This window comes from Floridaenema fluviatile BLCC-F154, from assembly GCF_041929135.1.
Taxonomy (GTDB): domain Bacteria; phylum Cyanobacteriota; class Cyanobacteriia; order Cyanobacteriales; family Aerosakkonemataceae; genus Floridanema; species Floridanema fluviatile.
The window spans coordinates 16,570-29,144 of sequence record NZ_JBHFNS010000019.1 but is presented as its reverse complement, the minus strand read 5'-3'; the positions used below and the strand labels follow the sequence as shown (position 1 = coordinate 29,144).

12 protein-coding genes are annotated in these 12,575 nt (G+C 39.3%); 3 read left to right on the top strand and 9 right to left on the bottom strand.

What is annotated here, in order from left to right:
* Nucleotides 1-160: 160 nt before the first annotated feature.
* Nucleotides 161-733, top strand: coding sequence for a hypothetical protein (locus tag ACE1B6_RS04250; protein ID WP_413255996.1), 573 nt, complete (start codon nucleotides 161-163; stop codon nucleotides 731-733).
* Here ACE1B6_RS04250 and ACE1B6_RS04245 read toward each other — a convergent pair.
* The 5 genes from ACE1B6_RS04245 to ACE1B6_RS04225 form a co-directional block, all read right to left on the bottom strand.
* A complete protein-coding gene (locus ACE1B6_RS04245) occupies nucleotides 726-1,238 on the bottom strand; it encodes a ferritin-like domain-containing protein (RefSeq protein ID WP_413255995.1) in 513 nt (170 codons plus the stop codon). The two genes, ACE1B6_RS04250 and ACE1B6_RS04245, sit on opposite strands and share 8 nt — an antisense overlap.
* 431 nt (nucleotides 1,239-1,669) lie before the next feature.
* Nucleotides 1,670-2,197: a DUF3122 domain-containing protein gene (locus ACE1B6_RS04240; protein ID WP_413255994.1), complete on the bottom strand. Its 528-nt coding sequence runs from the start codon at nucleotides 2,195-2,197 to the stop codon at nucleotides 1,670-1,672.
* Nucleotides 2,198-2,218: 21 nt separating this feature from the next.
* Nucleotides 2,219-2,821 carry a Tll0287-like domain-containing protein gene (locus tag ACE1B6_RS04235; protein WP_413255993.1) on the bottom strand — a complete coding sequence of 201 codons (603 nt, stop codon included), beginning with the start codon at nucleotides 2,819-2,821 and terminating at the stop codon, nucleotides 2,219-2,221.
* 142 nt (nucleotides 2,822-2,963) lie between these two features.
* Nucleotides 2,964-4,058, bottom strand: coding sequence for a Photosystem Q(B) protein 1 (locus ACE1B6_RS04230; RefSeq protein ID WP_413255992.1), 1,095 nt, complete (start codon nucleotides 4,056-4,058; stop codon nucleotides 2,964-2,966).
* A 271-nt stretch (nucleotides 4,059-4,329) separates the two neighbouring features.
* Nucleotides 4,330-5,376: a heterodisulfide reductase-related iron-sulfur binding cluster gene (locus ACE1B6_RS04225; RefSeq protein WP_413255991.1), complete on the bottom strand. Its 1,047-nt coding sequence runs from the start codon at nucleotides 5,374-5,376 to the stop codon at nucleotides 4,330-4,332.
* Nucleotides 5,377-5,644: 268 nt separating this feature from the next.
* Here ACE1B6_RS04225 and ACE1B6_RS04220 point away from each other — a divergent pair, with 268 nt between their 5' ends.
* Complete coding sequence (locus ACE1B6_RS04220; protein ID WP_413255990.1) at nucleotides 5,645-6,742, top strand: NAD(P)H-dependent flavin oxidoreductase; 1,098 nt, start codon at nucleotides 5,645-5,647, stop codon at nucleotides 6,740-6,742.
* Nucleotides 6,743-6,789: 47 nt separating this feature from the next.
* On the opposite strand, the gene ACE1B6_RS04215 is transcribed toward ACE1B6_RS04220, so the two are convergent.
* Complete coding sequence (locus ACE1B6_RS04215) at nucleotides 6,790-7,935, bottom strand: AAA-like domain-containing protein (RefSeq protein WP_413255989.1); 1,146 nt, start codon at nucleotides 7,933-7,935, stop codon at nucleotides 6,790-6,792.
* Entirely contained in the window at nucleotides 7,932-9,290 is a 1,359-nt protein-coding gene (locus ACE1B6_RS04210; RefSeq protein WP_413255988.1) for an AAA-like domain-containing protein, read from the bottom strand. Before ACE1B6_RS04210 ends, ACE1B6_RS04215 begins: the two co-directional genes overlap by 4 nt.
* Before the next feature lie 430 nt (nucleotides 9,291-9,720).
* Here ACE1B6_RS04210 and ACE1B6_RS04205 point away from each other — a divergent pair, with 430 nt between their 5' ends.
* Entirely contained in the window at nucleotides 9,721-10,761 is a 1,041-nt protein-coding gene (locus tag ACE1B6_RS04205; RefSeq protein ID WP_413255987.1) for a diguanylate cyclase domain-containing protein, read from the top strand.
* A gap of 36 nt (nucleotides 10,762-10,797) precedes the next feature.
* Here the strand turns inward: ACE1B6_RS04205 and ACE1B6_RS04200 are convergent, their stop codons facing one another.
* Both ACE1B6_RS04200 and ACE1B6_RS04195 read right to left on the bottom strand, forming a co-directional pair.
* Entirely contained in the window at nucleotides 10,798-11,862 is a 1,065-nt protein-coding gene (locus tag ACE1B6_RS04200) for an AI-2E family transporter (protein WP_413255986.1), read from the bottom strand.
* Nucleotides 11,855-12,481 (bottom strand): DUF3611 family protein, encoded by a 627-nt coding sequence (locus ACE1B6_RS04195; protein ID WP_413255985.1) that lies wholly within the window; start codon nucleotides 12,479-12,481, stop codon nucleotides 11,855-11,857. Before ACE1B6_RS04195 ends, ACE1B6_RS04200 begins: the two co-directional genes overlap by 8 nt.
* Between the last annotated feature and the right edge of the window lie 94 nt (nucleotides 12,482-12,575).

Sequence of the window (12,575 nt, the reverse complement as noted above, 5' to 3'; positions counted from 1 at the left end):
TTGGTTTTTGAATTCATCCACCTAACTACAATAATTAATTAGCATTGGCGCTTCATCTTCCAGTAGATAGAATAAATTTAATCAGGGAGTTTCACCTAGTAAATGCTGCGCCAGTTTGTTATATTCCTATGAACTCACTACTACAAACTTTAATTAGACTATGGCTAATAATGGGAAGTGGGCAAGTTATGAAGCGGCTTTGTTACAGGTTATGGGGTGTGATTATGAGCCATATCCTGAGTATTGGTGGTGGTATCGGTTTTTGTTTATTCCTAGTTTTGCTGTACCCAGTTGTTTAATTATTAGTGGTAATGAACTAGCGGGAGAGTTACATTTTGCTGTCTTAAAAGAGCAACCTTCTGACATATTTGAAGTTGTTTATTTGTCAAAAGAAACTGATTCCGAAGATTTAGAAATTTTGCGAGTTAGGCAATGTCGGGAGATGATGGAGTTGCTGACTAACAAAGAAGTACAACAATTTCGCCAGCATCTCGCAACTATTCAGCCCATGTTACTACCTGATTTAAAATTTTGGGGTCGGGATGGCATTTTTATTCGTTGTTGGTGTCAAGAATCTGGGAAAAAACATACTTTTGAAATGTCTCATTCTAATGCAGCACAATCACCAAAATATAAGTTACTTTTGTCTGCTAGCTTGCAGTTGCTTAAACCGCATATTACTGACCCAATTTTGCTAGAGTACTTGGCAAAAAATTGGCTATTTTCTAGTTAATTTGGCGATTTACACAACGTTGGAAAGCGGGAAGATGTCGTTCTTGGGAAACATAACGCAGTTGACTAAATGCGGCACGGAGATCTGGTTGTTGGATGAAAGTTAAAAAGCGATCGTACATAGCAACATTAGCAATTTCGGCTTTCACTCCAGCTTGACAAGCTGCTTGCAAAGTATCAGGAACGTCTACTTTCCCAGCAAATTTATCAGGGGGTATTGGTAGCCCATATTGAGTAAAAATTGTCTTCCATAAATTGACATGGCGATCTTCTGCATGGACAATGTTACTAAAAGGACGTACCTCACCAAATTTTTTAATTACAGCATTATAAAAAGCACGGGCTTGATATTCATCATTGATGGAATCAATCATTGCTTGTTGGGTTTGATTATCGATTTTTGTCTTGGTTGTAGCGTTAGTTATTGTGGCACTGGCAGCTATTGCTACTACGGATAAAACAGCTAATCTCCAACGATTTAAGCGCCTACTTTGGTAATTATTCATTGCTTTCTCCTAGAGTTTATTTAATCAACAATTTGAGTGATTCGATCCCCCCTAACCCCCCTTAACAAGGGGGGAACTAGATTTCTAGATTCAAACTTACCCCTTTTTAAGGAATTTAAGGAGTTCAAAGCCCTCCTTTTTAAGGAATTTAAAGGAGTCCAAAATCCCCCTTTTTAAGAGATCGAAGGAGTCCAAAATCCCCCTTTTTAAGAGATCGAAGGAGTCCAAAATCCCCCTTTTTAAGAGATCGAAGGAATTCAAAATCCCCCTTTTTAAGAGATCGAAGGAATTCAAAATCCCCCTTTTTAAGGGATCGAAAGGAATTCAAAGTCCCCCTTTTTAAGGGATCGAAGGAATTCAAAGTCCCCCTTTTTAAGGGATCGAAAGGAATTCAAAGTCCCCCTTTTTAAGGGGGATTTAGGGGGATCGAATTAATAGTTAGCAACAGTTTGCCATTCTTGAACTAAAGATGGGGGAATTGACAGTTTAACAGGTTCTCCATTAATTGTTGCTAATGTCAATGTTAGGGGAATTGCTGTCTGTAACTGTGTGACTAATGGCTGAAGATCGTACTGTCCTACATGAGGTTGGATCTCATCAGTAAAAATATTAGCGGAAGCATCATTAGCTTTCCAAGTTTTACCGAGTGAATCTGTTAGTAATAGGGGTTGAGTTCGATCGATCTCTACCATCCCCGGAAAACCCACTAATCTTAAATCAAAACTTGCTTTACCATCAGGACGAATCCGTTTAAAAGCGATCGTACCCCAACGATTTCCATGTTGATCTTTTAAAGTTTCTCTAGACTGATAAACTACTTGTCCCGGCGCTTCTTCTAATTGGCGAATTGCTGCGGCTGCGGTTGCAGTATTTAATATATCAGATATCAGTGATATACTCAACACTAAAACTCCCAATAACAGCAACCGGGAAAAGAATTTTCTCACACGACATTTCATAAGTAATTCCCAATTCAAAGTTTAATCATTGCTGGTTGAATTTGACAATGCTTGTTGCAGATCGGGAATAAATGCAGCATACATTCCCCGCAAATCACCAACATTAAAGTTGTAGGCTAAATCTTCAGGATATTTATCTTTGACGAACTGAGGTCGATCGCCTTTTTGCCCATGACAAACCAAACAACTAGCTTCGACATTAATTCGTCGATAATAACGAGTTCCCGCTTCTCCATTAATAGTTTCTCGCTGCCAAAAACCCATTAATTTTGGATCTTGTTCAAACCTTGCCAAAGCAATTTTCGCTGCCAAATTATCAGGTGCATGACTAGGATTGCGATATTTACTAGCGATTTGTTTCACCTGCCAGCCATTTTCCTGACTCAGTTTCGTCGCTTGCATTCCCACCGGACGGCACACTTCTTTCATCGTTTGTAATGTTGGTGGTTCAGTCCTTCCTTCCAATGTAGAAGCTAATCCAGAACGCATCAAATCGAGATTTTCAATTGCTTCAATAGCTTTCGCTAATTCAGCGGGATTCGTTTCAGCTTGTGCAGGTAGGGGAATTAAGTAAATAGCGATCGCCAACAAACCAATAAATAACCGATAAAAACCTTTCCACATATAGCAATCCTAAAACTTACTTGGAAAACTAATGCAGCGACCTCGAAAAAATTTTAAGTCGCTGCACTATAGCAATCATCTCTCTCTTCTCTCTGTGTTCTCTGCGCCTCTGCGGTTTAAAAAAAGAGGATTGCTATAAACTTCAACTAACAGCAGGCGCACTTTTCACACTAATTGGACTCATCTGATTACCAGAAATCAAAAGTGGAAAATGATGAGTATTTGGAGCTCGCATTTCTTGAATACCGATAGTTGCCCGATTCAGCAAATCAGCATCAGTAGGAATCACATTTCCAGTAGCATCAAGAACTGAATGGTTAAAATTAAATCCATTCAAATTAAAGGAAATGACGCAAATTCCCAGAGACGCAAACCAAATTCCAATTGTCGGTAAAGCACCCATGAGAAAATGCACAGAACGACTGTTGCGAACGCCAACTCCCGGAACTAACAACCGTCCTAAATAACCAGCGTGCCCAGCTAAAAGATTATAAGTTCCTTCTTGTTGCCCAAACTTATATCCGGCATTTGTAGATTCTAGTTCGCTGGTTTCTCGAATCAAACTGCTGGTAACTAATGAACCATGTAAAGAACTCAACAAAGCACCGCCCAAAACTCCAGCAACGCCTATCATGTGAAAGGGGTGCATTAATACATTGTGCTGTGCTTGTAGAGAAAACATGAAATAGAAAGTGCCAGAAATTCCTAAAGGCATTCCTTCCGAAAAGCTACCTTGTCCGATCGGATAAACGAGCAAAATAGCGGTAGCTGCGGCAGCGGGTGCAGAAAAAGCAACTGCAATCCAGGGACGCATTCCCAAGCGATAGCTTAACTCCCACAACCGACCCAAATAACACCAAACACCGATCGAGAAATGCAAAACTATGAGTTGATAAGGGCCACCATTGTAAAGCCATTCATCTAAAGAACTAGCTTCCCAAATGGGATAAAAATGTAAACCGATCGCAGCTGAAGTTGGTACTACTGCCGCAGTAATGAAATTTTGATTGCCAAGAATTGAACCAAAAATCGGTTCCCGAATTCCTTCCATATCTACTGGAGGTGCGGCAATAAAGGCGATCGTAAAAGTAATTGCAGCTACCAGAATTGTCGGGATCATCAAAACCCCAAACCAACCAATATAAATTCGGTTTTCTGTACTGGTGATCCAACCAGCAAATTTTGACCACAATTCGCCGATATCCAGTTCATTTCGGCGTTGTAAAACAGTACTCATAGAACAATACTCCTAATGCTAGAAAAACGAAAAAATTTCGTTGTTGAAGCTGAATTAAACGCTTCCTTTTGGCTTTTCAAGTGAGGTAATCCATAGCAACTAATTAGCCACAAATGTTAGTAGTATTTTTTTGCCCCTTGTTATGGCTAGCACAAGTAGTACGGATTACCTATTTTTGCTCTACCACATTATTATATGTCTACCTAGTAATGAAAAGAAATTAAGTTCTGTTGATTCTAAGTAAACAATTGTGGCTAAAGATTAATTCCTGTTAAAAAGGTCTTCTGCGTTCTTCCGCAGTTTTAGATTTGTCGTAGGGAATACCAATTTGATCCAGCAAAGGCTCGATCGGAACGACTTTCGCATTCATGCCGCAATCTTTAAAAGGATCGTAACCTAACAGCAACCCAGTCAATTGTGCATAGTCGAGGATGCTCACATTAAACTCTTCTTCCATCAGATCCTTGATCGCTCCCTGTTCGGCATCCAGAAATACCGTGCAACCCGGACAATTGGTAAGCATTAAGTTGCAATCAGGGTGCATTTCTTTGAGACTTTTTAACTTTTTGTAAACGTGACTTGCGGTGTAATCTCGGTTTTCTGGGAATGCACATTGCCGGAAACCCATGCCACAGCAATGTCTGCGTTCCGGGTAATCCACAACCTCTGCACCGAAAGCTTCCAGCAATCCGACTAAGACTTGGGGGAACTCAGCGCCACCCATTGCATGATCGGGAAACATCTTTCCGTAATGACAGCCAACGTGCTCGGTGGCTTTGATTCCCTTGAGGCTATACTTTGCCTTTGCTGCAAGTTTATCGCGATTAGCAAAGAAAACATCAGAAGCATGAACCACTGAAGGTCTACCACCAGAAACATGAGGAATCCAAAACTCTCTTCCAGTGGTTTCTTTCAAGGTTTTTTTGGTGTATTCTTTCAACTCTGGTTCTTCTTCCCAAAGATTGATTACTTCGGTGTAGTTGGCAAAGGAAGTGACGCAGAAGGAAAAAAGATTATCCACGCCTTGTTCGTAATGCGCCAGGGAAAAGTTCCGGGCGGCTACAACCATTTGGGTTTCTAAACAGGATACATCTCCGTGATATCCGATCGCACCACAAGAAGTATGCCCCGGCGCTTCCCGCAAATCTATCCCCAAATCATTCTGCAAAATCTTGTAAGCAACCCCTTCTGAGTAAGGGGCGGTACTTTGCAGGAAACAGCTACGGAAGCAACCCCACAATTTTCCACCTTGGTCATCGATGCTAGGAACCGCCTTTTGGTGTTTTTCCCAAGCTTTGTTCTTTCCTGCGAGTTTCATCAAATTTTCTCCTTGGTTAACTCTTTATCTAATGCCTCTTTCCCCGGCATTGATGCGGTCGGTTGGTAGACTTTAGTTTATAACTATATTGCTTATTAGTAATATAGAAGCTTTGAGAATGATTCGCAATAAGTAATTATGCTTATATTTTAAGTGCGTAGGACTTAGGCTTTAAAGTATCGATCGATAGCTTTTTAACTATTTAGCTGTAAAATCAATAAAAAGTATTTATACCCAAGCTAGCCGATCTACTCAACATTAGGAACTTATGCAAACATTACCTTCATTACAAATTGGTCAACATATTGCTCGTTACCCGATCGTCCAAGGCGGAATGGGTATCCGCATTTCTGGCGCAAATCTTGCCGCTGCGGTGGCTAATGCCGGAGGAATCGGGATTATCTCAGCGGTGGGATTAGGGCTGAATTCGCCTTACTTCGACATTAACCAGCCGAACGCTAGACAGAGACGAGAAGAGTTTTTTGAGGCGAATCGACTGGCGCTGATTGACGAAATCAAAAAAGCCCGCGAACTTAGCCCGAATGGGATTATCGGTGTCAATGTGATGGTAGCGGCGCGAGATTATGAAACTTTGGTTCGCACATCGGCAGAACAGGGGGTTAATTTAATTATTTCTGGTGCAGGTTTGCCGCTTCAGTTGCCGGAATTCACTTTAGAATATCCTGAAGTGGCGTTAGTGCCGATCGTATCCACCACTCGTGCAGCTAGGGTAATTTGCCGGAAATGGGAACAAAAGTACAAACGGCTACCAGATGCCTTTGTCGTGGAAAATCCCAATAACGCCGGGGGACATTTAGGCGCGAAGTACGAAGAACTCGAAGATCCAGCATTGGAAGCAGAACAGGTGATTCCTGAATTGGTAAGTTATTTAGCTAACGAACTTGGTAAACAGATTCCCGTGATTGCAGCGGGCGGTGTTTGGGATCGATCGGATATCGACAGGATGCTAGAGTTAGGGGCAAGTGGCGTGCAAATGGGTACTCGTTTTATTACTACAGACGAGTGTGATGCTGATATTCGTTACAAAGAATTTCATTTGCACGCGCAACCGGAAGATGTCATGGTGGTGAAAAGTCCAGTGGGATTACCTGGACGGGCGCTGCGAAATCCCTTTGTAGAAAAGGCGATGTCGGATTCTGCACCATCAGAAAAAGGATGTAAGTTAAACTGCTTACAAGTTTGCCGTTTCCGCGAAGCTGGGGAACTTTATTGTATTGTTCAGGCGTTGGATAAAGCAGCGCGGGGTGATGTGGAAAATGGTTTGGTTTTTTCCGGTAGTAATGCTGGACGTGCGGAACGGATTGTGCCTGTGGCTGAGTTGATGGCAGAGTTAGTTTCAGTTTGAGATTTAGATTTGTAGGGTGCGTTAGTCATAACGTAACGCACCTCAAGCTAGAGATTTGCTAATTGTTTGCTTATCCAGGCTAAGTTAAAAACCTGCTGATAAATCGGATTTTTGATGCGGCAAACTCCAGAGCATTTTTCGACTAATCCTGTTAATATCAGTTCGCTTTGTTCCGGGCTATTATCAACGGGAATTCCTGAGCCGTTATCTGAAGCAGAAAATAGGAGAATTTTTTGGTATAATCCCAGTAAATTGGCGGCTTTTTGTTCGTTGTACAGGAGGCGATCGCGAATGGTCTTTAAATGCTCCGGTTCATCTTGCTCTTCCCAATTATTAATAATCTCATTTTCCACAATATAACTAATCAACTTTGGACTTTCTAGCGACAAGTTCCCTACTTTTTCCTCATCCAAGCTCCTACTTTTATCCACTACTAATTTACACAATTTTTGGGTTAAAAACGGTTGTCCTCCTGTCCAGTAGAGAATCGATTCTAACACCGTTTGAGGTTGAGAAATTGTTGACGCTAACCCAGGAATCAAAGGTGTAGATTCGGACAATTGAAAACCCCGTAAGTCAATTGCTTTACCAATATTAAATGGGCTGAGAGTTGAATTAGAAATTAAAGCTGTTGGAGTAGCTACCCCAAACAAAGCAAAAGTTAATCTCTGATATTCTGGTTTTTCCGATCGGCTATTATAGCAAGCCCGAATTAAAGCAAAAAAGTCATCAGTGGAAAAATCTAAACTGAGAACGCTATCAATTTCATCAATAAAAATAACGATCGGTTCACCTATTTGAGCTAATAAAACTGTATCCAAAAAATCGCTTAAACGATTCACAAAAGAAAGATGACTACGTTCTTGCCACCAACTTACTAAATTAACCTTTAATTGAAAAGATTTAGCCAAAAGTCCGACAATTGAACTATACCATTGTTCTGGGGAAACTTCTTGAGTGCCAATTGTGGTAATATCAATAATTCCACAACGAATTCCGGTTTTTTCTAAGCGATAAGTAGTTTGCACTCGCAGACTAGATTTCCCCATCTGTCGGGCATTAAAAATATAGCAAAATTCCCCCCGTAACAGTCCGGCAAATAATACTTCATCCGCCTGTCTTTGAACATAAGTAGGCGCATTAAAAGGTAGACTACCACCAACTTGATAATTATTATGAGAACTGGCAATCATTTGAAAACTTCACTAAAATAGGTTTGATATAATAAACAGCTAGGAATTGCTAGTTGGTTTTTAAAACTAATTAGTCCTAATCCTTGGAGTTTGAAAGCTTTGATTGGGTGTAGTTCAATTCCATGAGGATGGGAAACTATTTCTTGGATAGCTTCTTTTAACTCTGGATAGTTCTCTAAATAACCTAGCAGTTGGCGCAAATGAGGATCAAAAATACTTTTAGGAGTAAGTATAGTTTCCATTATTTGCTTTAGGGTCAAGTTTTGTTGGCTTAAGTAAAAGAGTGTTAGTTGAGTTAGGTAGGGATTACCACCTAGTAGTTTAACTAATTCTTGAGCATAAAGTTCTGCTGGTGCTAGTCCGTAACGGACTACTAGTTCTTTTACTTGTGCTTCAGTAAAGGGAGGTAAGCTAATTAACACCCCGATGTTGAAGGGAGATTGATGTACATTTAAAGGTAAAAATACCTCTGTAGAGTAAACAATTATTAACCGGAGTTTTTGCCATAATTGATGACTGTGGTTATTGTGTCGCGATCGCTCATGCCAAGCCCGTAACATTCCGAAAAAACTAGCGGCTGTTTTCGGATAATCAAACAGCAAGTTTACTTCATCTAATACTAAAAGTAAAGGAGTTTCCCCACCAACTAACAAATAGCTTTCAAAATAATCATTACAACTATAGATACTACCAAAAATCTGATTCCAATATTCTTCTAAGTTGTTCGGTAAGCCCAAACTGCGACTTACCATAACACACAACCACTGAAGGAATAGATTTAAATTTTCTAAAACTTTGTTATCTGCTAATTGTAAACTTACTACCGCTGTGCGAAAGCCACTTTCTTCGGCGTGACTTACTGCTTTAGCAATTAGAGAAGTTTTGCCAAATTGTCGGGGGGCGCGAATCCGAATTAAACTCCCTGGTTGCATAATTTCTCTTAGCAAGAATTTATCAGCGGGAGGGCGATAAATATAAAATGGAGAGTTTAACGCTAGTTGTCCTTTCAAAGGTTTTTGCAGCAAGGTAGAAAAAGTTGATTGGGAGCTTTCTTCCTCTGATTCTTGGCTAATATAGTCGTCTTCTTCTAAAGAAAGTTCAAAAGCTTTAAAGTATTCCGTTAATGTTAGTTGATCTACAGGATTTTGCCGACGGCGCACTTTAGTTAAAGTTTTGGCACTAATACCTGTCAGATCGCTTAATTGTTCTAAACTGTAAGCATTACCACGATTTTTTCTTATTGCTGATAAATATTCTGCTGCTTGTAGACGCTGCCATCCCTGAGTACTTAGGATAACACCTCTTCTACGTTTCGGAGATAAAGACTGTTCAGAGATATCTTCTGGAGAACACACAAGAATAAAAGAACCTTTTTGTTATTTGGTTTCCCTGTGAACTATTTTACACAACACGATTTTGCCTCAAAATAAATTTCTGTATTTAGCTTTTAAGTTACCGACTTAAATTTCCCAAATCTATTTTAATCACTTGTAGGAGATGTTACAGTTAATATTGTGAAAACAATCTTAAGTTTAGAAACTTTTGCTTTTATTAATGCTAATAGGGAGACGAGCGAGATTTTCCTTTATACTGATAAGTAAAGCTGATTAATTTTCAAAATTTTGACAATCAGCACTTATAGTTACTCAGTTCCTAATCTCCTATCCCCCCCTTAGATCAGGGTTTTCTATCACAAGAACGAGACAGCCGTCATTAGTTGAGTCTGTGTTAATGAAAATCAAGGAATAGGAGTTAAAAGTACTCGAAACAATTGGAGAAAAATATATGATTACTCAACACGAGTTAGACTATGACTTACCAGCAACTTTTCGACCATATATCCCATATATTATGATTGTTGACGATCGGCTAGAAAATATCCGCTTGCTGGCAGATATATTAACTACAACTGGTTATTTAACTCGAAAAGCAATTAATGGCGCACTGGCTTTGCAAGCGATCGAAAATGAGCCACCAACCTTAATTTTGTTAGATATAAAAATGCCGGGAATAAATGGTTTTGAAGTTTTTGAAAAAGTGAGATCTAATCCGAAAACTGCTCATATTCCGATTATTTTTTTGAGTGCTGCCAGCAATCTGGAGTATAAAGAGCAAGCTTTTAATATGGGTTGTGCAGATTATATTACTAAGCCATTTTATATAGAAGAAGTGCGGGCAAGAGTGCAACATCAGTTAACAATTATTGCTGCTAAGGAAAAAATTATTCATCTAATTACTCAGTTAGACGAGACAGTTAAACAACGTACCCAATGTTTAGAAATTGCTAATGCTCAACTGACAGAAATGGCTTTTCATGATTCTCTGACTAAGTTAGCTAATCGAGAATTGTTAAGCCAGCGACTTAGGCAAGCTATAGAACAGCAGAAAGCCAATTATAATTATAACTTTGCTGTATTTTATTTGGATTGCGATCGCTTTAAAGCTGTCAACGATTCTTTAGGTCATCAAGCAGGGGATGAATTACTGATTGCTATTTCTCAACGCTTAAAATCGCTAGTTCGCCAAGAAGATTTAGTTGCCAGGTTAGGTGGCGACGAATTTGTGATTTTAGTCTCTAACCTGGGTAATTTTGATACCATTAGCCTAATTTCCGAACGAATTTGGCACACTTTTTCCCTTCCTATCACTGTAAAAGAAAAGCAAATTTTTGTCTCCTTTAGTATTGGTATTATCTCTGAATGTTCGCAATACGAAACTCCCGAACAAATCCTCGAAGCTGCTGATATGGCTATGTATGAAACCAAGTATTCCCGAAAATATCAAGAGCAAATCGAGTCCGGGATGAATGTGAAAAAAGCAGCATAAATAACAAACGGCTGGGAGTCAGTGATTAAAGTGACTTTAATCTTTTTCTAATTTCGTTTCTAATACCGATTCTAATTTTGGTTCAACAAAATCTGTTTCATCAGTCCAAGTTGCAATCATGGCAGCAATGGGAATTGAGAGAAAAATTCCTAAGACTCCAGCAACTCTTTCGCCGACAAATATGGCAAAAAATAACAATACTGGATGTAAATCTAGGGAATCTTTCATAATTTTGGGAGAGATAAAGTTATCTTGAATTTGTTGCAAGATTATACAAGCTACTAAAACTTTTACAGCCATCCAAAAGCCTTGGGAAGATAGGACTAATGTGGTGACGATAAGCACTCCCAAAGTTGCACCAATTCCGGGTATTGCGTCCATAATTCCGATAACTAGGGACAAGATTAAGGAATATCTAGTTCCTAAAATACCGAAGATTAATAAACTAGCAAGGGTGAGGAATGCCATTAAGGTTAGTTGGGCGCGAAAGAAACCTAAGAAGCTTTTTTGAGTTTTGTAGGCAAAGCGATCGCGCACATCCAAAGGTACTAATTTTAAAACCCCGTGCCAAATTTTACTGCCATCAAATAACATATATAAACAAATGACAGCAATCAGGATAAACAGCAGAAAATTGGAAAATAAAGATTGTAAAAAACCTAAGCCAGTAACTAAACCTGTCTGGAGAGTTTGCAAAATTCTGTCAATATTTTCTTCTAATCTCAAATTTCTTAAGGGTGGGATAGTAGGTTCAGCAGTGTCAATAAATTCTTTAATTTTTTCTACCAATCCTTGTCCCTGATTTAAAATTTCTAAACCGAGAGTGACTACAAAAGTTGTTAACAGTAACAAACTAGCGAGAAAAACTACTAATACTGCTAATTTTCGGGGAATTAATCGAGATAGCCAATTAACTGGATAATTAAGTAAAGCTGCGGCAATTGAGGCTGTAGTAAACACAAAAATCAGCGTACTAAAGTAAGTGATTAACTGTACAAATGCCCAGCCACAAATAAACAGTAGCAAAAACATCAATAAAGAACGAACTCGCGATGAGTTAGTGAGTTGTTGCCAAATACTAGTGTTAGGTGGTTCATTCATCGTAGTAGTTTTCCTTAACTTCCATAGCTGGGCGTTGGTTGATTCGATGTAGTAGCCAAAGGGCGACAATTAAGCCAATTATTTCAGCTGCGATCGCACTAATTACTGCTTGCAATCCCATCATTTGTAACGGTGTAATTGGTACTCTTGCCACCACAGATCCGCCCTGAGCAGGATTCAATATGGTAGTCGATCCTTGAGGTAAAGATAGTAACTTAACCAACAAATTATTTACTTGGTACATTGCCACAATTACCGCAAAAATCATTCCGGCTAAATTCACCAGTAAGCCAATTGACAAAGTGCGACTCACTTCAAATCGAGAAGGACGTAAGTCAGGATTTGTTAATTTTTGTCCAATTCTGGTATAACGATAACACCAATAGATAGTGAAAACTAGAGCAATTAATGAAGCGTAACCAAAAAAGAAAGCTATACTTCCAGTACCACCTAACTTAGTCGTATTTCGGGGAATAAACAGAAAAAATACGGCGAAAGCAACCGGAATAAACCCAAAAAACAATTGTAACCAAAACCCAGTCCAGCCAATTATCCGCATTTCTTTAGCAATGCGCTGCACACTTGGGGGGGGAGAATTTGACTCCAGTAATTTCAGCATTTGTAGTTAACCTATCCCAAAGTAAGGCAGGAAAATTTTAACTTGTTTAGCTGAACAATTCTACCACGGGTAAAAATAATTAACCAAACTTTTT

Excerpts from the sequence above, each read along its gene's own strand:
- ACE1B6_RS04250 (WP_413255996.1), top strand. The coding sequence starts at position 161 with ATGGCTAATAATGGGAAGTGGGCAAGTTATGAAGCGGCTTTGTTACAG.
- ACE1B6_RS04245 (WP_413255995.1), bottom strand. The coding sequence starts at position 1,238 with ATGAATAATTACCAAAGTAGGCGCTTAAATCGTTGGAGATTAGCTGTT.
- ACE1B6_RS04240 (WP_413255994.1), bottom strand. The coding sequence starts at position 2,197 with ATGAAATGTCGTGTGAGAAAATTCTTTTCCCGGTTGCTGTTATTGGGA.
- ACE1B6_RS04235 (WP_413255993.1), bottom strand. The coding sequence starts at position 2,821 with ATGTGGAAAGGTTTTTATCGGTTATTTATTGGTTTGTTGGCGATCGCT.
- ACE1B6_RS04230 (WP_413255992.1), bottom strand. The coding sequence starts at position 4,058 with ATGAGTACTGTTTTACAACGCCGAAATGAACTGGATATCGGCGAATTG.
- ACE1B6_RS04225 (WP_413255991.1), bottom strand. The coding sequence starts at position 5,376 with ATGAAACTCGCAGGAAAGAACAAAGCTTGGGAAAAACACCAAAAGGCG.
- ACE1B6_RS04220 (WP_413255990.1), top strand. The coding sequence starts at position 5,645 with ATGCAAACATTACCTTCATTACAAATTGGTCAACATATTGCTCGTTAC.
- ACE1B6_RS04215 (WP_413255989.1), bottom strand. The coding sequence starts at position 7,935 with ATGATTGCCAGTTCTCATAATAATTATCAAGTTGGTGGTAGTCTACCT.
- ACE1B6_RS04205 (WP_413255987.1), top strand. The coding sequence starts at position 9,721 with ATGATTACTCAACACGAGTTAGACTATGACTTACCAGCAACTTTTCGA.
- ACE1B6_RS04200 (WP_413255986.1), bottom strand. The coding sequence starts at position 11,862 with ATGAATGAACCACCTAACACTAGTATTTGGCAACAACTCACTAACTCA.
- ACE1B6_RS04195 (WP_413255985.1), bottom strand. The coding sequence starts at position 12,481 with ATGCTGAAATTACTGGAGTCAAATTCTCCCCCCCCAAGTGTGCAGCGC.